Origin of the sequence: Rahnella sp. EDr1-12, assembly GCF_049206505.1 — a bacterium.
GTDB classification, from domain to species: domain Bacteria; phylum Pseudomonadota; class Gammaproteobacteria; order Enterobacterales; family Enterobacteriaceae; genus Rahnella; species Rahnella rivi.
Window position 1 is genome coordinate 765,033 of sequence record NZ_JBLZNY010000001.1, and the last position, 22,831, is coordinate 787,863.

At 49.0% G+C, this 22,831-nt stretch carries 25 protein-coding genes; 14 read left to right on the forward strand and 11 right to left on the reverse strand.

Translation table 11 applies throughout. The features are described 5' to 3' along the window. Nucleotides 1-69 precede the first annotated feature (69 nt). Nucleotides 70-357 (reverse strand): putative quinol monooxygenase, encoded by a 288-nt coding sequence (locus tag ACO0U8_RS03520; RefSeq protein WP_056778737.1) that lies wholly within the window; start codon nucleotides 355-357, stop codon nucleotides 70-72. Between the two features lie 222 nt (nucleotides 358-579). On the opposite strand from ACO0U8_RS03520, the gene pyrC reads away from it, so the two are divergent. The 6 genes from pyrC to ACO0U8_RS03550 all read left to right on the forward strand — a co-directional run bounded on the left by pyrC (nucleotide 580) and on the right by ACO0U8_RS03550 (nucleotide 5,372). Continuing rightward, nucleotides 580-1,629 carry a dihydroorotase gene (gene pyrC, locus ACO0U8_RS03525; protein ID WP_421670288.1) on the forward strand — a complete coding sequence of 350 codons (1,050 nt, stop codon included), beginning with the start codon at nucleotides 580-582 and terminating at the stop codon, nucleotides 1,627-1,629. Nucleotides 1,630-1,745: 116 nt separating this feature from the next. Continuing rightward, nucleotides 1,746-2,000 carry a DNA damage-inducible protein I gene (gene dinI / locus ACO0U8_RS03530; protein ID WP_056778732.1) on the forward strand — a complete coding sequence of 85 codons (255 nt, stop codon included), beginning with the start codon at nucleotides 1,746-1,748 and terminating at the stop codon, nucleotides 1,998-2,000. Nucleotides 2,001-2,360: 360 nt separating this feature from the next. Beyond that, nucleotides 2,361-2,615: a biofilm formation regulator BssS gene (bssS, locus tag ACO0U8_RS03535; protein WP_056778730.1), complete on the forward strand. Its 255-nt coding sequence runs from the start codon at nucleotides 2,361-2,363 to the stop codon at nucleotides 2,613-2,615. 143 nt (nucleotides 2,616-2,758) lie between these two features. Then, nucleotides 2,759-3,874, forward strand: a complete 1,116-nt coding sequence (gene solA / locus ACO0U8_RS03540; RefSeq protein ID WP_421670289.1) for an N-methyl-L-tryptophan oxidase — start codon at nucleotides 2,759-2,761, stop codon at nucleotides 3,872-3,874. Between the two features lie 203 nt (nucleotides 3,875-4,077). Continuing rightward, nucleotides 4,078-4,746 (forward strand): LuxR C-terminal-related transcriptional regulator, encoded by a 669-nt coding sequence (locus ACO0U8_RS03545; RefSeq protein WP_056778725.1) that lies wholly within the window; start codon nucleotides 4,078-4,080, stop codon nucleotides 4,744-4,746. 161 nt (nucleotides 4,747-4,907) lie between these two features. Next, nucleotides 4,908-5,372 carry a MarR family winged helix-turn-helix transcriptional regulator gene (locus tag ACO0U8_RS03550; RefSeq protein ID WP_056778722.1) on the forward strand — a complete coding sequence of 155 codons (465 nt, stop codon included), beginning with the start codon at nucleotides 4,908-4,910 and terminating at the stop codon, nucleotides 5,370-5,372. Here ACO0U8_RS03550 and ACO0U8_RS03555 read toward each other — a convergent pair. From ACO0U8_RS03555 to ACO0U8_RS03565, 3 genes are read right to left on the reverse strand one after another with little or no spacing between them, the layout of a single operon-like run. Then, entirely contained in the window at nucleotides 5,369-6,406 is a 1,038-nt protein-coding gene (locus ACO0U8_RS03555; RefSeq protein WP_056778719.1) for an AI-2E family transporter, read from the reverse strand. The two genes, ACO0U8_RS03550 and ACO0U8_RS03555, sit on opposite strands and share 4 nt — an antisense overlap. 32 nt (nucleotides 6,407-6,438) lie before the next feature. Next, nucleotides 6,439-9,534, reverse strand: a complete 3,096-nt coding sequence (locus ACO0U8_RS03560) for an efflux RND transporter permease subunit (RefSeq protein WP_421670290.1) — start codon at nucleotides 9,532-9,534, stop codon at nucleotides 6,439-6,441. A 9-nt stretch (nucleotides 9,535-9,543) separates the two neighbouring features. Continuing rightward, nucleotides 9,544-10,644: an efflux RND transporter periplasmic adaptor subunit gene (locus tag ACO0U8_RS03565; RefSeq protein ID WP_421670671.1), complete on the reverse strand. Its 1,101-nt coding sequence runs from the start codon at nucleotides 10,642-10,644 to the stop codon at nucleotides 9,544-9,546. 627 nt (nucleotides 10,645-11,271) lie between these two features. On the opposite strand from ACO0U8_RS03565, the gene ACO0U8_RS03570 reads away from it, so the two are divergent. Next, nucleotides 11,272-11,817, forward strand: coding sequence for a cytochrome b (locus tag ACO0U8_RS03570; RefSeq protein WP_421670291.1), 546 nt, complete (start codon nucleotides 11,272-11,274; stop codon nucleotides 11,815-11,817). Nucleotides 11,818-11,866: 49 nt separating this feature from the next. After that, nucleotides 11,867-12,442 carry a YceI family protein gene (locus tag ACO0U8_RS03575; protein WP_122096104.1) on the forward strand — a complete coding sequence of 192 codons (576 nt, stop codon included), beginning with the start codon at nucleotides 11,867-11,869 and terminating at the stop codon, nucleotides 12,440-12,442. 69 nt (nucleotides 12,443-12,511) lie between these two features. Here the strand turns inward: ACO0U8_RS03575 and ACO0U8_RS03580 are convergent, their stop codons facing one another. Continuing rightward, nucleotides 12,512-13,567 (reverse strand): rhodanese-related sulfurtransferase, encoded by a 1,056-nt coding sequence (locus tag ACO0U8_RS03580; protein WP_421670292.1) that lies wholly within the window; start codon nucleotides 13,565-13,567, stop codon nucleotides 12,512-12,514. 218 nt (nucleotides 13,568-13,785) lie between these two features. Here ACO0U8_RS03580 and ACO0U8_RS03585 point away from each other — a divergent pair, with 218 nt between their 5' ends. The 4 genes from ACO0U8_RS03585 (at nucleotide 13,786) to mdtG (ending at nucleotide 18,304) form a co-directional block, all read left to right on the forward strand. Beyond that, entirely contained in the window at nucleotides 13,786-14,883 is a 1,098-nt protein-coding gene (locus ACO0U8_RS03585; protein ID WP_122095751.1) for an NADH:flavin oxidoreductase/NADH oxidase, read from the forward strand. A gap of 346 nt (nucleotides 14,884-15,229) precedes the next feature. Next, nucleotides 15,230-16,165 carry a Kdo(2)-lipid IV(A) acyltransferase gene (locus ACO0U8_RS03590; RefSeq protein WP_183846399.1) on the forward strand — a complete coding sequence of 312 codons (936 nt, stop codon included), beginning with the start codon at nucleotides 15,230-15,232 and terminating at the stop codon, nucleotides 16,163-16,165. 199 nt (nucleotides 16,166-16,364) lie between these two features. Then, the gene (locus ACO0U8_RS03595; RefSeq protein WP_056778690.1) at nucleotides 16,365-16,799 is read left to right on the forward strand and encodes a DoxX family protein; all 435 of its coding nucleotides are present in this window, start codon (nucleotides 16,365-16,367) and stop codon (nucleotides 16,797-16,799) included. A 266-nt stretch (nucleotides 16,800-17,065) separates the two neighbouring features. Further along, nucleotides 17,066-18,304 (forward strand): multidrug efflux MFS transporter MdtG, encoded by a 1,239-nt coding sequence (gene mdtG, locus ACO0U8_RS03600; RefSeq protein ID WP_056778688.1) that lies wholly within the window; start codon nucleotides 17,066-17,068, stop codon nucleotides 18,302-18,304. A gap of 29 nt (nucleotides 18,305-18,333) precedes the next feature. On the opposite strand, the gene ACO0U8_RS03605 is transcribed toward mdtG, so the two are convergent. Continuing rightward, the gene (locus ACO0U8_RS03605; RefSeq protein ID WP_056778679.1) at nucleotides 18,334-18,675 is read right to left on the reverse strand and encodes a hypothetical protein; all 342 of its coding nucleotides are present in this window, start codon (nucleotides 18,673-18,675) and stop codon (nucleotides 18,334-18,336) included. A 400-nt stretch (nucleotides 18,676-19,075) separates the two neighbouring features. Further along, nucleotides 19,076-19,786: a methyltransferase gene (locus ACO0U8_RS03610; RefSeq protein WP_421670293.1), complete on the reverse strand. Its 711-nt coding sequence runs from the start codon at nucleotides 19,784-19,786 to the stop codon at nucleotides 19,076-19,078. Between the two features lie 48 nt (nucleotides 19,787-19,834). Between ACO0U8_RS03610 and ACO0U8_RS03615 the strand changes: the two genes are divergently transcribed. Together ACO0U8_RS03615 and ACO0U8_RS03620 are read left to right on the forward strand one after the other, a co-directional pair. Further along, entirely contained in the window at nucleotides 19,835-20,041 is a 207-nt protein-coding gene (locus ACO0U8_RS03615; protein ID WP_421670294.1) for a hypothetical protein, read from the forward strand. Nucleotide 20,042: 1 nt separating this feature from the next. Beyond that, the gene (locus tag ACO0U8_RS03620; RefSeq protein WP_421670295.1) at nucleotides 20,043-21,152 is read left to right on the forward strand and encodes a DUF3800 domain-containing protein; all 1,110 of its coding nucleotides are present in this window, start codon (nucleotides 20,043-20,045) and stop codon (nucleotides 21,150-21,152) included. A gap of 28 nt (nucleotides 21,153-21,180) precedes the next feature. Here the strand turns inward: ACO0U8_RS03620 and ACO0U8_RS03625 are convergent, their stop codons facing one another. Genes ACO0U8_RS03625 through ACO0U8_RS03640 form a run of 4 tightly spaced genes read right to left on the reverse strand, consistent with a single transcriptional unit; the run spans nucleotide 21,181 to nucleotide 22,805 of the window. Further along, nucleotides 21,181-21,477: a hypothetical protein gene (locus tag ACO0U8_RS03625; RefSeq protein WP_421670296.1), complete on the reverse strand. Its 297-nt coding sequence runs from the start codon at nucleotides 21,475-21,477 to the stop codon at nucleotides 21,181-21,183. Beyond that, nucleotides 21,474-21,791 (reverse strand): hypothetical protein, encoded by a 318-nt coding sequence (locus tag ACO0U8_RS03630; protein ID WP_421670297.1) that lies wholly within the window; start codon nucleotides 21,789-21,791, stop codon nucleotides 21,474-21,476. Before ACO0U8_RS03630 ends, ACO0U8_RS03625 begins: the two co-directional genes overlap by 4 nt. Before the next feature lie 3 nt (nucleotides 21,792-21,794). Further along, the gene (locus tag ACO0U8_RS03635; protein ID WP_421670298.1) at nucleotides 21,795-22,364 is read right to left on the reverse strand and encodes a hypothetical protein; all 570 of its coding nucleotides are present in this window, start codon (nucleotides 22,362-22,364) and stop codon (nucleotides 21,795-21,797) included. 9 nt (nucleotides 22,365-22,373) lie between these two features. Beyond that, nucleotides 22,374-22,805, reverse strand: coding sequence for a hypothetical protein (locus ACO0U8_RS03640; RefSeq protein ID WP_421670299.1), 432 nt, complete (start codon nucleotides 22,803-22,805; stop codon nucleotides 22,374-22,376). Between the last annotated feature and the right edge of the window lie 26 nt (nucleotides 22,806-22,831).

The window sequence follows — 22,831 nt, forward strand, 5'->3', positions numbered from 1 at the left end:
ACCCGCTTCGGCGGGTTTTTTTACGTCTCAGACTCTGTGAATTGTTTTCAACTCAGTGGAAGCAAATGTTCAGGCCAGAGTTTTCAAGCGTCGAATGGTGAGTTCATCGAGTTTACCTTCCAGACTCGCGGCGAAGTGCTGGAAGTGAGAAGTGTTATTGTGCTGATTCAGGGCTTCTTCGGATTTCCAGCGCTCATAAAATACGAACGTTCCTTCTTTATCCAGATCCCGATGAAGCTCATATTGCAGGCAACCCACTTCCTGGCGGCTGGGCTCAATAACTTCGAGCAAAGCTTCCGTTACCTGAGCCTTAAATTCCGGTTTAGCAACAATAGTGGCAACAACTCTGATTTCCATAGTAGTTCTCCTGTTATTTTGTCCTGCTTCCGGGTGATCCCGTGAAGCCCGGCGAGTAAAATCTGTGACTACTATGACCCCTTCTCTGCATTGATTTCAATACGAAGTTTATTTAACAGATGCAAGCCAGCGGTTTTGCGCTTATTCTTGTTCCCCGCCGCTAATGCTCCCATTACCGCACCTGATCCAACATCTTGTCTCTCAATGCCGGAGTTTTGCCTGATGACCGCAACACCGCAAGTTTTAAGAATCCGCCGCCCAGATGACTGGCACATTCACTTACGTGACGATGATATGCTCAGTACGGTGTTACCTTTCACCAGTGAAGTATTTGGCCGTGCGATTGTCATGCCAAACCTGACACCGCCAGTCACCACTGTGGAAGCTGCTCTGGCCTACCGCAGTCGCATTCTGAACGCAGTGCCCAAAGGCCATAATTTCACACCGTTGCTGACCTGTTATCTGACCGATTCAGTAGATCCTGACGAAATTGCCCGCGGATTCGAGCAAGGTGTTTTCACCGCTGCAAAACTGTATCCGGCAAATGCCACCACAAATTCCCAGCATGGTGTGTCTGATGTGAAAACCATTTATCCGGTGCTGGAGCGTATGCAGAAAATCGGCATGCCGCTGCTGATCCACGGTGAAGTGACTCACAGCCATGTCGATATTTTCGACCGGGAAGCGCATTTCATTGATGAAGTGATGGATCCGGTTCGTCGTCAGTTCCCGGAACTGAAAATTGTGTTCGAACACATCACCACCAAAGATGCCGCTCAGTATGTTCTGGAAGGTAATCAGTATCTGGGCGCGACGATTACGCCGCAGCATCTGATGTTTAACCGCAACCATATGCTGGTGGGCGGCGTTCGTCCTCACCTGTTCTGCCTGCCAATTCTCAAACGCAATATCCATCAGGAAGCACTGCGTAATGTGATAGCCAGCGGCGCCGAGCGCTTCTTCCTTGGCACTGACTCCGCGCCTCACACCAAAGGCCGCAAAGAGTCGAGCTGCGGCTGCGCGGGGTGTTTCAATGCTCCTTTGGCGATGCCCGCGTACGCCACAGTGTTCGAAGAGATGAACGCGCTGCAGCATTTGGAAGCCTTTAGCTCACTCAACGGTCCGCGCTTCTACGGCCTGCCAGTCAATGAAGATTTTATCGAACTGACCCGCACGCCGGTGACACAGCCGGAGGAAATCGCCCTGGGTGATGAGTGCGTTGTGCCATTCCTGGCGGGGCAGACCCTGAACTGGACAGTGACGGCCTGCTAAATACCCGTCAGACAAAATCGTAAGTAACTGCACTGTGCGATTTTCTCTTCATCTCCTTATTGCGTAACCCGCAGATTGACTGTATAAATATACAGTCAATCTATTCAGGAGGTCCTATGCGTGTTGAAATCACTATCGATAAAACCAAACCTCTGCCTGTCGGTGCGCTTGATGCGTTATCAGGCGAATTGAGTAAAAGAATCAACAAACAGTTTTCAGACCGTGAAAATAATATTCAGGTCCGTTATGCCGGCGCTAATAGCTTGTCCGTTCTCGGTGGTGCAAAAACTGACCGTGATCTGATCGAGGAAATTCTTCAGGAAACCTGGGAAAGTGCCGATGACTGGTTTTCTAATCAGAATGATGAGTAACGCGATGAAACGCCTGAAAATCAATCTTACTGACCCATCTTATTTATAATAATCAGGTTTTTTACAAACCACGCCGCAAGGCTATTTCAGTATTTTACCGGGCGTCGCAGTCCGGTTTTTTATTGCTCTTTTCTGCTTAACATTGACTCACCGCTAAAAATCGAAAAAGCATAAATCCCCAGATAATTCTTACTCCACAGTTTTTCACTCACTAACAAATACAATTTCTTTACAATTAAATTCAATCAAACACTCCTCAAAGCGATTTAACTGTTTATACTGAAATAGCTCACCTGATAATGAGCCGCATTGATCCTCAGATAGTCACTCACGTTAGTCACTACAAGATAAGGGGTCTATATGGACAGAAATGATGAAGTTATTCAGACACACCCGCTTGTGGGTTGGGATATCAGTACCGTCGACTCTTATGACGCGATGATGATACGTCTACATTACCTGTCTTCTAAAGACCAGACTCCCGAAAATGCTCAGGTAGACAGAACACTTTGGTTGACTACCGACGTTGCACGGCAACTGATTCACATTCTCGAAGCCGGTATTGAAAAGATTGAATCGAATGAGTACGAATACAGTGATCACCGAAAACACTAATCTTTATCTGCCAGTCTGAGGCACCAGCGATTTCCATCCTGGTGCCTTTTTCTTTGCTGCCGCCCCGCTTGCCTTCGCTGCTGTAAACTCTCTATCATGCCCCTAACCATTTGTTAAATTTTTGTCAGAGGAGTCTGAGTAACATGGATTATGACCTCATCATTGTCGGCAGCGGCTCAGTAGGCTCTGCGGCAGGCTACTACGCCACCCGCGCAGGATTGAAAGTCCTGATGATCGACAGCGCGATGCCACCGCATCAGACCGGCAGCCATCACGGTGAAACCCGCCTTATCCGCCATGCCTATGGCGAAGGTGCGCGTTACGTGCCGATGCTGTTAAGGGCGCAGACGCTGTGGGACGAATTGGCGGAAGTCAGTGAAGAAAAGGTCTTCCACCGCAGCGGTGTGCTGAACATCGGCCCGGAAAACTCAGATTTTATCGGAAATGTAAAAAACAGCGCCGAAACCTATGACCTGATAACGCAGGATATGAGTGCAGAAGAAATCCGCACCAGATGGCCGCTCTTCACGCTGCCCGACGGCTACTGCGGCGTATTTGAGCCTCACTCCGGGTACCTGCAAAGTGAAATCGCCATCAGCGCTTACATACGACTGGCGCGTGAAGCGGGCTGCGCGCAGTTGTTTAACTGCCCGGTCGACAGCATCCGCTGGCTGGAAAATGGTGTGGAAGTGTCCACGGCAGATGGTGTGTACAGTGGCGCAAAACTGGCAGTCACCGCCGGAACCTGGGTGACAAAAATTCTGCCTGAACTTCCGGTTAAACCGTTACGAAAGGTATTTGCCTGGTTCCACGCCGATGGACGTTACAGTGAAGAAAATCACTTCCCCGCCTTTACGCTCGAAACCCAGCAGGGCGATCAATATTACGGTTTTCCTTCGGTAAAAGACGCTCTCAAGCTCGGTAAGCACAACGGCGGGCAGTGGATCAATTCGCCGGAAGAACGCAAGCCTTATGGCGGATTCAGTCAGGACGGTACAGAGTCATTTAACTTTTTCCGTCACTTCTTGCCGGGTGTGGGGGTCAACCTGCGTGGCGCATCCTGCACGTATGACATGACGGAAGATGAAGATTTCATCATCGACACGCTGCCTGACCGTGATAACACGCTGGTCATTTCGGGTCTGAGCGGTCACGGTTTCAAATTTGCCAGTGTGTTAGGCGAAATAGTAACGCAATTCGCTAACAATCATCCTATCCCCTTTGATTTAAAGCCTTTTTCACTTTCGCGTTTCAAATAATGGAATGAAAGAGAACCGTCATTTATATTCTGCTGACCGTTCTCTTTTATTCTTTACACTTTATCGGTGGGTTTCACTTTGAACCAGATCAATAGACTGGCATTTCCGAATTGACAGCATTATAGAAAAAAACCTATGCTAGCCCAAGAAATCACAGGAGTGGTTTCCAACGCGTAAATCATACGCTTACACAAGGATGTAATATGAAACTCTCCGTTATTGAACCCTGTGGTTTCACCCGCTTAGGTGTTTTCTCTTATCTGATCGAGAATAATGATCTCGATATTATTGATTCGGTGAATATCTCGCAGGCACTCAAATCTTTCAATGAATTCCAGCCTGATTTGATTCTCGTTAACATGACGCAATATTGTCATAGCGCAGAATTATCTGAAGAATTGAAAGCATTCTTTGAATTCCGCCATGGTGCCCGGATTTACTGCTATATCGACGCAAACTACCCGGAATGTGACGATCCGATCCCGATTACCCGCGATGTTTTTATCCTCAATAAACAATCACTGACAACACTTTTGAAACAGATTGCTTCAGATCCTGATGCTTACGTGCAGGGGAATAATGTTGGATTACCGCGCATGTTGTTCAGCGATCAGGAAATTCTGGTGATGAACTACTGGATGTCGGAGATGCCGAACTACCGCATTGCCAGAAAATTGAATATCAGCAGCCGCACCGTTTATGTCCATAAACGTCATCTGGCGCAGAAAATAAAAGTCCGCAACCGCTTAGAGTTTTGTTTCATATACAATTTGATTAAATATTTGTTCTGGCCGATTGATGACATATCTGCCAGTCCCATCAGCCGCCAGATCAAAGACGATTTGTTAATGATCTATAAAGCTCACAGCTAAAAACAATCGCCCCGGCCCGCCGGGGCATTTTTTTTGCCTTCTCCGCCACCCTCTTCGCAATATTCAGACACGTTTTCCCTTCCCATCACGCGGTTGCAGTTTTAATACATAGGCCTACAATCGGTTCAGATTACCCGCCTCATTTTGAGGAGCCTCACAAAATGGCCGAATTAAACATGGTGGACGCGACTCCCGCCGAGATCACAGAAACATTACTTTCCGTTATTCGTCTGATGCGTAAACAGGTCGATGCAGCAATGTCCGCTCAGGGGCTTTCACTTGCCCGTGGAAAATTGTTAACCGCCATTGCACATGAAGGCACCTGCCGTCCGGGCGAACTGGCGCACGCGCTTCAACAATCACCGCGAACGATCACAGACGCGATCGATGCAATGGACAGAGACGGCTTGTTAGTGAGAAAGCCGCATCCCACCGATCGCCGTTCACAGTTGCTTGAGCTCACCGACGCCGGGAAGCAGGCGCTGGAACAGGTGAAGCAGCCAAAACAGGCCGCCATTGACCGCCTTTTTGAAGGTCTGGATCCCCTTGCCCGCCAGCAGTTGCTGATTTCCCTGCGAAGTATCGAATCGCATGCGCAAGACATTGAGGAGCAAAACAAGGTCTAGCGGTTTGGTGCGCCATCGCCCAACAGGACAGCTATTTTATGTCCTGCGGCGGTGGGCTCCAGAGCGATTTTCATTACAATCGTCAACGGCACAGACAACAGCATCCCTACCGGCCCCATCAGCCAGCCCCAAAAAATCAGCGAAACGAAGACCACCAGCGTGGACAGCCCAAGCCCGCGCCCGAGGATCCTGGGGTCAATAATGCTGCCAAAAATCACGTTAATCAGGATATAACCCGCCGTCACCATCAGCCCGTCGCTCACGCCGTTGAACAGAAACGTCTGAATAATTGGCGGGATGGCCGCCAGGAAGGATCCGATATTCGGAATATAGTTCAGGGCAAAAGCCAGCATTCCCCACAGAAAGGCAAACCTGACGCCGATGAACGCCAGTAATCCCCACACCGCCAGACCGGTGACGACGCTAATTAGCGTTTTAATCACCAGATACCGCGTCACACTGTCCAGTGCGCGCTGGATATTTGCCCTGCCCTTGCCAGGATCGTCTGAGAGTTGTTCCAGTTTGTAGGGCAACTGCGGGACTTCGAGCAGCATAAAGGCGACGGTCATCAGCAATAAGAACAGGCCGGCCATGGCGTTCGACAGATAGCTGATGAGCTTACTCACCAGATTCAGCGTGGCAGCCGGATCAATGTAGCCTGCAAGCTGTTCCGGTGTGAACGTCAGTTCGCCCTGAGGAAAATAGGCATCGTACTGGCGCAGTTTCTCGGCAATGATCCCGCGGTATTGCGGCAGGGTGCGTGCGAAATCATTGAGCGTGACCAGCAACGTCGTTGTCAAAAACACCATCACACAAATCACCACCGTCGCCACCAGCATTACCGCGAGCGCTCGCGGTACCCGCGCTTTCTCCAGCAAAACAATCAACGGATTCAGGACGAAAGCCAGAAACAGCGCCAGAATCAATGGGACGATAATATCTGCGGCGGATTTAATGCCGGCAAAAATCACCACCAGCATCGCCATCATCATGACAATTTTCAGCCCCTGATCCGTCACTATTGTCTTTCGCATGGCTTTCTCCTGTTCATGGCCTGTGCAGCAGATTAACGCGATTTCGTCCATTCACGGAAACGTTGAATATGGACATACAGTGCCGGGATAAACAAGATCCCCGCCGTCGTTGACAGCAACATGCCACTGAATACCGTGACACCAATAATGTGTCGGCTCATCGCGCCGGCACCGGAAGCCAGTACCAGCGGCAAGACACCGAGAATGAAGGAAATTGCCGTCATCATGACTGCACGGAAACGCTGTTTCGCCCCGTCCTGTGCCGCCTCCCGTACAGACGCTCCTTCTTCACGGCGTGCTTTCGAGAATTCCACAATAAGAATAGCATTCTTGGCCGCCAGCCCTATCAGCAGCACCATACCAATCTGCGCATACACATCATTGCTCAGCCCGGCCAGATGTAATCCCGCGATAGCGCCAAACACCGCGAAGATGACTGAAATCATCACCACCAGCGGAATACTCCAGCTTTCATACTGCGCCACCAGGAACAGGTACGCGAATAACAGTGCCGCGGCGTAAATCAGAATCGCCTGCCCGCCAGCCTGAATTTCCTGTAATGACATTCCCGTCCATTCATATCCGTAACCAGCAGGAAGTTTTTCACTGAGAATATGTTCCATTTGCGCCATAGCTTCACCGGAACTCACCCCCTGCGCCGCCGAGCCGCTGATGGCCAGTGACGGGAACTGGTTGTATTGCGTGATAAATGGCGCGCCGAGCGAAGGCGTCAGATCAACCAGTTTGCCCATGCTGACCAGCGAACCGTTGTCGCTACGTACGCTCAGCGTGGAAATCTGGTCGGCGCGCTGGCGGTCCTCCATTTCATTTTGCATCTGCACATTGAACAGACGGTTATTGATAATGAAATCACTGACATTCACGCCACCCAGAGAGGTTTGTAGTGTGCCGAAAATCCGGCTGACCGGCACCTGCAACTGCGCGGCGCGGTCACGGTCAACGCTCAGGGCGATTTCAGGTACCGAGGCGCTGAAGGTGGTGAACACGCGGCTGAGCTGCGGGTCCTGATTTGCCGCCATGATCAGCGCCTGACCGGTCGCTGCCAGTTCCTGCGGCGACTGCCCCTGCAATGCCTGCAGGCGAAGATCCAGACCCGATGCGGTTCCCAGGCCGGAAATGGCGGGCGGGTTAATCGCCATGATCATCGCCGACGGGATGCCGCCCATCGCGGGTTGCAGACGGCCTATCACCTGATCCACGCTGCTGCGTTCGCCCCAGGGTTTCAGCAAGACAATCCCAAACGCCGAATTTGGCGCACTGCCGCCGCTCAGCAGACTGAAACCGCTGATGGCGATGACATCGTCAACGGCCGGGTCGTTTTCCAGCAGCGTCTGCATTTGTCCCAGTACCGCATCCGTTCGCCCGAGCGATGCGCCATCCGGCAATTGTACGTTGACGAAGAAATAGCCCTGATCTTCATCCGGCAGGAAGGATTTTGGCAACGTGGAATAACCCCACACGCACGCGACAAGAATCACCATCACGGTGAGGGCACTGGTCAGCACGTGTTTACTGAGCCCGCCGGTCGCCGTGACATAAACATCCCGCACCTTGTCCAGCCCCCGGTTGAAAGCGCCAAACAGGCGTGCCGGTTTTTCAGGGCGGGGTTTGAGCAAGGTCGCACAAAGTGCGGGTGTCAGGGTTAATGCATTGATACTTGAAAGAATCACCGCAGCCGACAGCGTTACCGCAAACTGACGATACAGCGCGCCTGTGATGCCGGGTAACACGGCGATCGGCACGAATACCGCCATTAACACCACCGTTGTGGCGATGATTGGCCCGGCGATCTGTTTCAGCGCTTTACGGGTGGCAGCCACCCGGCCCAGCGAGGGATCTTCCGTCATCAGGCGTTCGACATTTTCAACCACCACAATGGCGTCATCCACCACCACCGTCAGCGCAAGAATGATGGCAAATAAGCTCAGCGTATTGGCGGAATAGCCAAACGCGTAGAGCACGGCAAAGGTGCCCAGCAAAGAGACGGGAATGGTCAGCGCGACAATAAAAGTGGCGCGTGCACTTTGCAAAAACAGAAAGACAATCGTCAGGACGACCAGAAATGTCAGGACGAGAGAGACGGCGATTTCATCCAGCGTGGCACTGACAAACTGTGTCGAGTCGAATTTAATTTCGTAGTTGAGATCGTCCGGGAAATAACGCGCCTGTCGGGTCATCTCCTCACGCACCGCATTTGCCACGTTCAGCGCATTGGCACCGGGCGCAGGATAGACCGAAAGGAAAGCCGAAGGCGTCTGATTCAGCGTCGCGTTGACCTGATAATCCTGCGCACCCAGCTCAATGCGCGCGACGTCGCGCAGCCGCACCGCTCCGCCCTGTTCATTCTTACGCACGATAATATTAGCGAACTCTTCCGGTGAGCTGAGACGCCCGGCACCGCTGATCGTCAGGGTTTGCTGCTGTAACGAAGGACTCGGCGATGCGCCAATCTGACCGGCTGCAGCCTGGACGTTCTGGCTCTGGATCGCGGCGCTGATTTCTGTACTGCTGACGTTCAGCGCCTCCATCTTGCGCGGATCCAGCCAGATACGCATGCTGTAATCACGCGATCCGAAAACCTGTACGTCGCCCACACCATCGATTCGCGCAAGAGCGTCCCGCAACTGAATGCTGGAGAAGTTGCTGATAAACAACATGTCGTGGGTATTATTTGGGGAAAGCAGGCTGATGCCCATTAAAATATTGGAAGCCTGTTTACGAACCGACACGCCCGTGTTCAGCACTTCGGCGGGCAATTTTGCGCTCACCTGAGAAATCCGGTTCTGCACTTCAACCGCCGCCGTATCCGGATCGGTACCGCTGGCAAAGGTGATATTCAGTGAGTAGCTGCCGTTATTGCCGCTGTTTGACGACATGTACAGCATATTGCTGACGCCGTTAACCTGCGCTTCGATAGGCGCCGCCACAGATTCAGCCACGTCCCGCGCACTCGCCCCCGGATAGATGGCGCTGACAGACACAACGGGAGGCGTGATATCCGGATATTGCTCAACCGGGATCACCTTGAGCGCCACCGCCCCAATCAGGGCGGTGACCAGCGCGATGACCATCGCAAAACGGGGTCGCTTGATAAATTGCTGAAGCATCGTCGTTCCTTAACGTTGAGTCGTCTGAGCGGTTGAAACACCCTGAGCATCCCGCGTTGAGACTTTCATCCCCGGCTGGATCCATTGCAGACCTTCGGTTACCACCTTGTCTCCGCCCTGCAAACCTTCCAGCACGAAATAGCCCTGAGGATTTTGAGCCCCCAGACGTACCGGCCGCGCTTCAATTTGCTGTTGCGCATTGACCAGCAGGACAAAATGACCGGCCTGATTTTGCTGCAATGCATTGGCTGGCACGACGGGCAGACGGGCATCAGATTGCGGTTCCGCCAGCACGTTTACCGTACCGCCCGGCAGCAAACGATGCTGTGGGTTTGCCACCGCCAGCCTGACGGCGACGGTGCCTGTTTGCGCATCAATGCGGTTGCCCAGGGATTCAAAGGTCGGTGCGACCATGTACGAAGAACCATCCGACAAACGCAGCGACAGTGCCATATTCTCCCCGGACATCGCCTGTTCAAGCGAACCGGTATTCTGGCTGGCGCTGAGAAAATCTCGTTCATTTACGGAAATCACCACCCGCACCGGATCAAGCTGAACGATTTCCGTCAGTGTCCCGCTGGCCGGGTTCACCAGGCTGCCGGTATGAAAATGGCTGACGCCGATACGCCCGGAAATGGGCGCAGTAATGCGCGTATAACTCAGCTGTAATTCCTGCGTTTTTAGCGCGGCCTGTGCTTGTGCAACCGCTGCCCGCGCCGTATCACGCGCCGCCACTGCAGCATCCACATCAGACTGGCTGACAGTGCGGGCATCTCCCAGACGCTGAATACGGTTAAGGTGAGTTTGCGCGTGGCGCGCGGTGGCATTGGCGCTGTCGAGCTGCGCTTTGGCCTGGGCGACGGCAGATTTATGCAATGCGGGCTCAATCTCATACAACAGATCGCCCGCGTTAACGAATTGCCCTTCCTCAAAGACACGGCGGGCAATAAAACCTTCAGTACGGCTGGCAACGTTGACTGATTGCACCGCTTCCAGGCGACCAAGATAGGTGCGGTTCACGCCCTCGGTCTGAGTGGCGATGGTCACGGTGCCGACAACCGGGAGTGGCTGCGCGCTCACTGCGCCGCAATGGAGCAGGAAAAAAGCCATGACCGCCGTGATAGCAGTAATACGTGTACCTGTGGTCAGGCGGCGAATTGCAGGAAATACCATAGCGTCACTCTCCATGTGATGTCTCAGGCCTGCGCTGTCAAAAATGTACCAACAAGCATCAGCAGACATCAGATATAAGGAATATAAGAAAATTCCTAAGCAAAATTTTCGGTAAGTATAATTTCGGAAATATTTCGCAACCTGATCTCGATCACTTACGTTGTCACCCTTATATTTCTTTACGTTCTATTTAAGAAATATTTAAACTTTAGGACTATGTACAAGGAATTATAGGGAAATATTCCACCCTCATATTTAGAGTTTCAGCGGAATACATCAGAAATTATTAATCACGGGAGAAATTAGGTTTTTTACTCAAATTTTTAGAAGTGGAATAATCTTTACCTTGCATGACAAAACCTGACAATCCCCTGCCAGTCAGGGCTTCCCTCTAATTTACGGCGTGCCTCACTAACAAAACCGAAACCATTGAACAAGCAGTGACCATTAGCATCAAAAATAATGAACAAATGAAATTAATCGACATTTTTGATAATTAAATATTGCCAAGATGTTTCAATATGTTTAGCTTTCGAAAATATCATATTGAACGAGAAGCTTTATATGCAGTGGAGAAATACGCCTGTCCGCTTTGGCCATATTTCCGTGTTGATTCATTGGGGCGTTGCTCTTGCCGTTTACGGATTATTTGCCCTGGGTTTATGGATGGTGGGACTGGGTTATTACGATACCTGGTATCACCGCGCGCCCGAAATACATAAAAGCATTGGCGTATTAATTTTCGTCGCCATGGTATTCCGGCTGGCGTGGCGGTTTATTTCCCCTGCGCCAAAAGCCCTGAGCACCTACAGCGCCAAAACCCGCCTCGGCGCCTGGCTGGCACATGTGCTTCTGTTTGCCGGTCTGTTTGCCATCCTGATCAGCGGTTACCTGATTTCCACGGCAGAAGGTCAGGCTGTCAGCGTGTTCGGCTGGTTTGAAATCCCCGCGACGCTTTTCGGGCTGAACCAGCAGGCAGATCTCGCCGGGACGATCCATTTATGGCTGGCGTGGGGAATTGTGATTGTTTCTGCATTCCATGCGCTCGCGGCACTTAAGCACCATTTCATTGACCGGGACAGCACCCTGACACGCATGCTCGGACGCTGACCCGTTTCACTTTCTGCTCTTCACATATGGACAATGGAGAATCACCATGTTGAAAAAGACGACACTGGGACTGACGCTGGCATCGCTGTTACTGGCAGCCGGTTCAGCAACGGCCGCAAATTACAAAATCGATAAAGAAGGCCAGCACGCCTTTATTGAATTCCGTATCAAACACTTAGGCTACAGCTGGTTGTACGGCAGCTTTAATGATTTCGACGGCGGTTTTACTTTTGATGAAAAAGATCCGTCAGCCGATAAAGTTGACGTCACCATCAACACCACCAGCGTTTTCACCAATCACGCTGAACGCGATAAACACCTGCGCAGCGCAGAGTTCCTGAACGTCGGCAAACATCCGCAGGCAACGTTCAAATCAACGTCAGTGAAGAAAGAAGGTGAAAACCTGGCCGTAACCGGTGATTTCACGCTGAACGGCGTGACGAAACCGCTGACGTTGCAGGCTAAATTACTGGGTCAGGGCAAAGATCCGTGGGGCGGTTACCGCGCAGGCTTTGAGGCGGCAGGCACTATCGCCCTGAAAGACTACGGTATCACCACCGATCTGGGCCCGGCCTCTCAGAATGTTGAGCTGATCATCTCTGTTGAAGGCGTTCAGGAGAAATAATTCCTGCCTTATAAAAAAGGCCCTGCATGGCATTGCCAGTCAGGGCCTTTTTACGTTCGGGAAAACGTATCAGTCTTTTTCAGGCGCGGGAATGTGCATGGTGGTTTGCAACAACCCTTTGGACTTATTGAAAATCTTGATCCCGTTCTCACGTCCTGCACGCAGGGAACGCTGTTCTTCCACCGGCAGTTTCAGTTCTGTCATGCAGATTTCACTGCAACAACCGTCAAACTTCGCCGCACAGGTCGGACACTGAATAAACAGCAAATGGCAGCCGTCATTTTTGCAATTGGTGTGGTTATCGCAGGCCGTGCCGCACTGGTGACAGTGGGCGATCACGTCGTCTGAAATACGTTCACCCATGCGTTCATCAAAGACGAAATTTTTGCCTTTGAATTTCACCGGTAAGCCCTGCTCTTTCGCCCGGCGCGCATATTCAATAATGCCGCCTTCCACGTGATACACATTTTTAAAACCCTTGTGCAGCATGTAGGCGCTGGCCTTTTCACAGCGAATACCGCCGGTGCAGTACATGACGATCTTCTTGTCTTTGTCTTCTTTCAGCATATCGACGGCCATCGGCAGTTGATCGCGGAAAGTATCCGAAGGGACTTCAATCGCCTTGTCGAAATGCCCCACTTCGTATTCGTAATGGTTACGCATATCCACAAACAAGGTGTCCGGATCGTCGATCATCGCATTGACCTGTTCGGCTTTCAGGTATTCACCGATCTTTGACGGGTCAAAACTTTCGTCGTCAATACCGTCCGCCACAATGCGGTCACGCACTTTCAGGCGCAGAACCCAGAAGGACTTGCCGTCATCTTCCAGCGCGATGTTCAGACGGATCTGATCCAGCGCCGGATGGCTGGTAAACAGCTCGGTTTTGAAGGCCTCAAACTGACTTTGCGGGACGCTTATCTGAGCGTTAATCCCTTCTTTTGCCACGTAAATACGGCCAAATACGTTCAGGCGCGTCAGGCTGATATAGAGGGCGTCGCGGAAGGCTTTCGGATCGTCGAGCTGGAAATACTTATAAAAAGAAACAGTGGTGCGCGGCTCAGTTTCAGCCAACATACGCGCCCTCAGTTCCTCATTAGAAATACGGTTATGTAACACTGGCATGGTGTACGTTCCTGTCTTTCGGGGAATTTAAAGATTGGTCACTTTTAAGCGGCAAGATTATACATTAAAGCAACATTGAGGACATCTCCCGTTGCAAATTCCTCAACAGAAAAACACCCGCTGCACCTTGCCGCCGGGATAATTACGATAACCTATGCTTAGGTGTTATCCATTTTCGGGATTTAACGACGATTCAACTTTTCGCAGGAGCAGGAAACATGAGCAAGCTTTTTGAACCGATTACGCTGGGCAAGCTGACACTCCCAAACCGCATTGTGATCGCGCCAATGTGCCAGTATTCCTCGGATAACGGCAAAGCCACATCCTGGCATCATGCCCATCTCGGTCAGTTATCTTTTTCCGGGGCAGGTTTACTGATCCTCGAAGCGACCGCCGTGGAAGCCGTCGGGCGCATTTCTGCCGAGGATTTGGGGCTATGGGATGACGAAACCGAGGCTGCACTGAAGGACCTTATCACGGGCTTGCGCGAAAACAGCGATATGCCCCTTGGCCTGCAGCTCGGCCATGCAGGGCGTAAAGCATCCTGTGCCGCACCCTGGAAAGGAGGCGCACAAATTCCTCAGTCCGCCGGAGGCTGGCAAACCGTTGCCCCTTCTGCCGCAGCCTTTGCTGAAGGCACTGAAGCCCCGGAGGCGATGTCGCTGGAACGCATTGCACAACTGAAACAGGCGTATGTCGACAGCGTCCGCCGCGCCGATCGTCTGGGGTTTGATTTGCTCGAGCTGCACGGAGCGCACGGCTATCTGCTGCATCAGTTCCTGTCACCGCTGTCGAACCAGCGCACCGACCAGTACGGCGGCTCACTGGAAAACCGTATGCGGCTGCTGCTTGAGATCTTCCAGGACATCCGCGAGGCATTTCCGGCCGACAAACCGGTGGGCGTGAGAATTTCCGCAACTGACTGGGTGGAAGGCGGCTGGGATCTGGAGCAGTCTATTGCGCTGGCAAAAGCGCTGGATGCGCTGGGTTGCAGTTATATTCACGTCTCCAGCGGTGGCCTGAGCACTCAGCAGAAAATTGCCGTTGGCCCGAACTACCAGGTGCCTTTCGCGGACGGCATTAAACGTTACGTGAAAATGCCGGTGATTGCCGTTGGCCTGATCACCGAGCCGGAGCAGGCAGAAGCGATTATCGGTACCGGTCAGGCCGATATGATCGCGCTGGCACGCGGTATTTTGTATAACCCGCGCTGGCCGTGGCATGCTGCTGCCAAACTGGGCGCGAAGGTAGCCGCACCGAAACAGTACTGGCGCAGCGAGCCGCACAGCGTGAAAGGTTTATTCCAGCCCGATTAATCCTCCTTTGTAAATTTCCCCGCGGGCAGCACAATTGGCTGCCCGTTTATTTGACAAAAACCGGTTCTCTGCTGATATTCAGTCGGAAAGAAGCGCGTTTACTTAACGGCGGCTTATAAATAGAGCAGATTGCTTTACATTCAGGCAGTGAATACCAAAAAATGAGGTATTAGTGCCGACGCCTTTCACCTCGCACCAAAAAAGTGCCACAATATGTCACTTTGCTACAAATAATTAACGCATAACACGCACTCCATACGGGGAGTGAACGTACTTATGTAGCGGGCTGCTGCACCAGACAGAGCTTATATATTTTCTACTTCGATTATTATGACGCAGAGATTTTATGACTCAGGTACCAACTTTTACTCTTTCATTACTGCATCCGCGTTACTGGATGACCTGGTTAGGTCTGGGATTACTTTACGCGCTGGTGTTACTGCCTTATCCGGTTATTTATCGTATTGGTACAGGCTTAGGCCGCTTTTCAATGCGCTTTCTGAAACGCCGCTACAAAATCGCATCGCGTAACATCGAACTCTGTTTCCCTGATATGCACCCTGACCAGCGGGAAGATATGGTGGTGAAAAACTTCGAATCCGTCGGCATGGGGTTGTTTGAAACGGGCATGGCGTGGTTCTGGCCTGACAGGCGTATCGAACGCTGGTTCAGCGTCAGCGGTCTTGAACACATTCAACGTGCACGCGACAACCAGCAAGGCGTGTTGTTAATCGGTGTCCACTTCCTCACCCTCGAGCTTGGTGCGCGTATATTTGGTATCCATAATCCGGGTGTCGGCGTCTACCGACCGCATGATAATAAGCTGATGGATTGGATCCAGACCAAAGGCCGTATGCGTTCTAATAAAGGCATGCTGGACCGCAAAGACCTTAAAGGCATGATCCGCAGTCTGAAGCAGGGCGATATCATCTGGTACGCACCGGATCATGACTACGGCCCGCGTGCCAGCGTATTCGTGCCGTTCTTTGCGGTGGATAAAGCCGCGACCACGACGGGGACTTACCTGCTGGCGCGAATGGGTAAACCGGCGATCATTCCTTTCACCCCGCGTCGTCTTGAAGGCGGGAAAGGCTATGAGATGATCATTCATCCTCAGGTCGCCGATTTCCCACTGGATGATGAAGTCGTTGCCGCTGCGTACATGAATAAAGTGGTCGAAAATGAAATTCGTCAGGCACCGGAGCAATATATGTGGCTGCATCGCCGTTTTAAAACGCGTCCGCAGGGCGAATCTTCACTCTATAAAAAGTTGAGTGACTGATGTGAGGGCCGGTTCAGGTTCACTGCACCGGTTCTTATTTTTGATTTGCTTAAACAGTTTTTTTGACAGACTTCTTCAAAGTTATCAGATTTTATCTCATGGCGTTTAGGCCAATACTCTCAGCATAATTTCCCCACGTGATTACCCCGGAACGTTAGGGGCCGCGTGATCAACGAGTCTCTCCCGAAAGGAAACTGTTATGCTGGCTAAACTGAACACTGCTTTTACCCGCGCCACCGATCACCCTGATTTTGGTAAGCTTCTGTTACGTCTCACTTTCGGTATTCTGATCCTGTTTCACGGCGTGGCTAAAATCGAGAACGGCGTCGGCTGGATCGCCAACATGTTAGTCGCCGCTGGCCTGCCTGGCTTTATCGCTTACGGCGCGTATATCGGTGAAGTGATTGCCCCGGTACTGATCATTCTGGGCATCTTCACCCGCCCTGCCGCACTGGTGATGGCATTCAATATTCTTGTTGCCGTTTTCCTCGTTGTCGCCGGTAAATTCTTTACGGTCACCGACGTCGGCGCATGGGGTCTGGAAGGCGAAGCGCTCTATTTCTTCGGCGGCCTGGTGATCATGTTCCTTGGCAGTGGCCGTTATTCCGTGATGAAAAACCCGGCCCTGCGTTAATTACGTTTTATTTTGGTTTTTTGTGTCTGTCGCGGCCAGCCTCATCACTGGCCGTTTTTTTTTGCTTTTTGCCAAATTATTGATCTCCTTCAGTCCGCCAAATTTTTTAAACCTGTATTTTACTCCGCTTGTTACAGTTCATTAACATCATTGAAGTGGATGATAATTAGGCGCATAATTATCCATCTGACTGATTGTTACTTGTGCTCTGCCTTGTTTCTTTCTGCCATCACAGAGCGAACCTGACCTCTTTTTTCCGGTAATTTATGACCTCGGCTCCTGAACCTGAACTCGCCCCAGAACCCATTAACTGGAAACGTAATCTGTTTGTTGCCTGGATTGGCTGCTTTCTTACCGGTGCCGCATTCAGCCTGATCATGCCCTTTCTGCCGTTATACGTAGAAACCCTGGGCGTGACGGGCCATGAATCCCTGAACATGTGGTCCGGTCTGGTCTTCAGTATCACCTTTCTGTTTTCCGCCATTGCCTCGCCATTCTGGGGCGGCCTCGCCGACCGTAAGGGCCGTAAGATCATGCTGCTGCGTTCCGCGCTCGGTATGTCGATCGTCATGGTGCTGATGGGATTCGCGCAAAATATCTGGCAGTTTCTGGTGCTCCGCGCCCTGCTCGGTTTACTCGGCGGCTTTGTTCCCAACGCCAATGCACTGATTGCTACGCAGATCCCGCGCAATAAAAGCGGCTGGGCGCTGGGTACACTTTCCACAGGCGGCGTCAGCGGCGCGCTGCTCGGGCCACTGGTAGGCGGGTTGCTCGCGGACAGCTACGGACTGCGTCCGGTCTTCTTCATTACTGCTGCCGTACTTTTCCTGTGCTTCGTGATGACGCTGTATTGCATTCGTGAGCAGTTCGTTCCCGTTAATAAAAAGGACATGCTCAATCGCAAGCAGGTATTTGCTTCCCTTAAAAATCCAAAACTGGTGCTGTGCCTGTTTGTCACAACGATGATTATTCAGGTAGCGACAGGCTCTATCGCGCCCATTCTCACGCTGTACGTGCGGGAACTGGCGGGTAATACGCAGAATCTTGCGTTTATCAGCGGAATGATAGCCTCCGTACCGGGTGTGGCCGCGCTGATGAGTGCGCCGAGGCTGGGCAAACTGGGAGACAGGATCGGGCCGGAGCGTATTCTGGTGGCGATGATGGGGATTTCAGTGTTGCTGCTGATCCCGATGGCTTTCGTACAAACGCCGCTGCAACTGGGGATTTTACGTTTCCTGCTCGGCGCAACGGATGGCGCATTGCTGCCCGCTGTTCAGACGCTGCTGATTTATAACTGCACCAATCAGGTGGCCGGTCGGGTATTCAGTTACAACCAGTCGTTCCGTGACGTCGGTAATGTCACCGGCCCGCTGCTCGGTGCAGCGGTGTCAGCAAGTTATGGCTTCAGGACAGTATTTTGTGTCACGGCCCTGGTGGTGCTGTTTAACGCATTTTATTCCTACTGGTGTCTGCAACGGCGGCCACGCCAGGCGATGACCGATTAAATGCGGCCGCCCTGCCAGACTGACGCGCTTTAAGGTGCTTTGTCAGGTTGCGGCGGCACCGGCATATCGTCGGGCACTTCAACAACCACCAGACGCACTTCGTAATGCTTGCCGGCCGTCGTGGCAGGCAGCACAGACGTCAGTTTTTGGATGGTGGCTGTCGGGTTGTCACTGGCCACGCTGGCACAGAACAATTGCCCCGGATGGCAGAACCCCATCATCATCGGTGGCGGCGGCAGCGGCAAACCTTCTCCGTGGAACATGTTCACAGGAGGTTGCGGATGCGTATTTTCACTGGCCTGACTGGAAACGCTGAATAGCACGCCAAGCGCACACAACGGCAGGAGTAAAGCGCGGGAAAGAGTCTTCATAAAAGTCACCTTAATCTTGAAAGTTCAGGGTCACTGTAGCCCTCAATTTCACGCCCCGCCGGGGGTTTGCTAAACCTTTACCCCTCCCCTTCAGAGCCTTTGCAAATCAGGGAAAGTGCTGACAATTGTGTCTGTGCGATTCCTTTTTCCCGCCAGCTTTCCAAAAAAGCATCAATGGTCAGACTGTTTTTCTCTGAAAACTTGCATCCTGTCATTTATCGACAACACTCATTGAATCAGCATTTTTACTGACGAGTGGTTGTTACCTGTTCATTCATAACACTATTTACACCACACGCTTTTTAGCTACACCCCATTTCAACTCAGGAGACAACAATGAGCATGTACGTAACGCTTGAAGAAGCACAACAATCTTTTACATACTATTAAAAACAGTTAGTTAGTACTCAACCGTCACTACCTCACATATCACCTTCGTACCATTCCATTCATCCTTGTAGATACTCGTGTCAATCCCGCATCCTGCTTCAAACGTCCATCCAGTCTGTTCTATGAACTTCTTGTACTTCCCTGATTCCCTTCTGTCGTAGTACTGAGAACCCGAGTAAACAAACCCTGCTGAACCTTGCGGTACTATCCAAACCCCATAAGCCGAAAACGTTGAAGCATGTTCAATTACCTTGTATTCAAATTCACTGCCCTTATAACGGCCTGTAAAGGCTTCTGACGTGTTGATCTTCCCAAATGGTGGATTGCCATAGGCAACACTGTAAAAACGATCTGGTGTGTATTGGAGAGCGTCACCACATACCCATTCCGCTTGTGGAAGGACACGTTTCCCAATCATCACGTATTCGGGGTTAAGTTCTACGCAAGTGATATGTGTAGGTTGGTTGCGTAGAAACTGGTAGTAGCTTAACCGCCCTATCCCCGCACAAAGCTCTATACAGTCACCAGTACAGCCAGCATCTAATATGAAGTCCCAAGCCAACATTTCAGGCGTGAAGAAAGCACCGGTAGCACCTATCCCATCACCCTTATAGTTATTGAATATGAATTCTTTATCATCTTGTGTTAGTTGCTTATCTGAATGTACTAAATCCATCACTTTTATATGATTAGCAGATTCCTTTTTTGTAATTCTTGCCATAATATACCCTTGTACAGTTTCTGTGCGGGTATTTATGGAGAACTTGAAATGAATGAAGAAAAATTTGATGAAACATATCCTAAAGATAAATTTGATCGCAAAAGAACTAACTTCAGAAGTAGAGGTAGTCACGGCCAAACTGAAATTGAAAGTTTCGACATAATCGATAAGGCTACGGGCAACGTTACTAAAGCAACACGTACCGAACATACTAATCTAAATGGTTTAGATACTTCTGTTCAGTGGGATATATAATATGAATTATTACTTAGATGAAAGCGGGAATACTGGTGATCTAATAAACAAAAAAAATGACATGGGGTTTGCTAAGCAACCTATATTTTCCCATTCTTGTATAGGCATAGAGGATATTAATTTACCCAATTTAACTGATTTTATTATTGATCTTAAAAGACGATATCAGATTGATGAAAAACTCGAATTAAAATCACAGGATCATTATATAAAAAACCCTTACTTAGTGTTCGAGATCATTGAATATATTGTTGACAATGACCTTCCAATAATTTGTGAGGTTATGGATAAAAAGTACAATGTTGCTGTATCAATAGTAAACCATTTGATAGTTCCACCAATGGAAGATGAATCTGATGGGAAATCGCAATATATAAGAACCATAGTTTCAGATTTCATCACAAGAAAAGCACCTGATAGTTGTTACACCTCATTCTTGAAATTGTGTAAAATTCCAAATGAAGAAAATCTTATAAGTACTATAGAAGATTTGAAAGGCTTCTTTATATCTGAAAAAGATTCGATAGATGATGATGGTAATACTGTAAAAATGCTCGATGCTACTATAGACGAGTACTACACACTGAAAGAATTATCAGATGATAAAGAGATTATTAACAAATATGTTCCAATACCTGATTCAGATAGTAATGGTAACGTTGTAAGACTATTACCTAACGTTCTAAGCTTTTACAATCAAATTGCAAGACTTAATAAAATACATAGCAAAAAACTTAGTGAAGTAGAGCTGTATCATGATACGTCCAGTGAATTCGCAGATCCATTGAGATATTGTATTCAGAATATAAAAAATATTGATGCTGATTTAATGCCGCAAGTTTCAGCGTGTGATTATAACGTTACAGAAGACCTTAGTTTATTCTTTATTGATTCTAAAGAAAGTATCGGCGTTCAAATAGCAGATATAATAGCTGGTTTCTTAAACAGATACGTATATGGATTACTATACAAAGAAATTGAAATGGATATCATATATCACTTAACTTTCAATAAACTTATGGACTTTAATCGAACTAATGATTCTTTAGGTACGAACTTTGTGTTGCCCATTTCAAAAAGAGAAATAATATTTAGTGAATTTGAACTATAATCTAAAAAAATCCCCGTTAGGGGATTTTTCAACTTCCACCAATTAAGATTATAAGTACTTTCCAAACTTGATCAAGCGGTATAGCTGGTAGTAACACTCCACATAGTGCTAACAGGGGGATCACTACATAGTTGTAGAAAATTATGAACGTTAGTACCCAACCAAGCCCCTGACGCCATGTAAACCCTTTGCGTGTTTCTTCAAGCGTGATTTCATTCTGTTCATGACTACTTTGTGCATCTAAATCTGTTTTACTCTGTTCCTTTTTCTGGAAGAAACCAAAACCTGTTTTAATCAATTCGATGATTGCTGTAATTCCTATCATTCTATAATTCCCATTGCATATACCCAGAAATGTTTACCTTTGACGAATAGCTTTTTTGTTTCGATTATGTACACGTCAAACTGTAAACCACTATCGAGTAGTTCCCATTTAAGTACTTCACCTACGCTTAATTCCTGCGGCTTTTCAAAACACGCATTCATAAAGCTATCAATCTGATACTCAGTTTCTTTTATTGATTTTTTAAATTTCTTGGCAAGAAAGATTACATTGATAGGCATACTATTTCCTTCTGGGATGAATCCATTGATTCTAATATCACCTGTTAATTCACCATAATGTTTTTCAAAATCCATTTTTTAATCCCTTCTAATAATGAACGATCCTTCGATTCCCGATATCATTAAGCGTACTCCAACTTTAGCTTCAGTATAGAAGTCATATATAAGTTTACGACGCTTAGATTCTCGCAATCCAATTACACGTTTTGTTTTTCTTTTAGTATCTTTCTTAGTGGTATCAATTAATCTTTGCTTACCATTTTTACCTTTAACTATTTTAAAGCGACCACTCGCAAGATTCTTTTTCAATCCTGCAATGTTCCCTTGTGCAGTTAGTCGTGCTGCACTTGTCGGTACTATCTTATCAATAGCTTTTTGTTTAACGATAATATCGTATAAGTACTTGGCCTGAATATCCTTAACAAGTATTGATGTAACAACACCAGTACCTTTCTTTTTATAAAGGAATAGTATAGACCGTTGAGTAAAGGCAACTGAACCGCGATCTACCGATTGATTTAAATCTGCCTGCATCTTTTGAGCTAATGCACGCGTTCGATTAATTATTTCTTTCTGGAAGTCACGCCCCAGTTTTCGACCTGTCGATCTTATGTATTCCTGTGCTCCACGCACATCAACTCTACTCATATATTTACCTCAATTTAACCACGATAGTATTTCTTGTAGTACGCCCCTTAGTTTAATTTTAGAATCATCGGTAGGCAGTCTACACTTCTGCATTACTGCTAAATTAATAATATTAGGCTTTAGTCCCTCTGTTACTATAATGGCGGTTTCTATATATGAAGTCTCTGCCATTGTAGCGAATCCCCATAAGATGGTTTTCTTGTATTCCATACCTTCTTCAATCATTCTATTAACTACTTTGCTACTTGATGTGTACTCTCGCCATCCATTCTCTTTTGATGTAGGTTTAATCTTCTTATAGGTCTTAACACCTTTATAGATTTGTTTCATTCCATAGTACACCTGACCCGTTTCAGGGAATTCGAACATATAGACAAAACCGCAATAATTACCATCTAATAATTCTGCTTCACTCCAATCTTCTGAGTAACTCCATTCCATATAAATACTTCCATAATAATTAACTT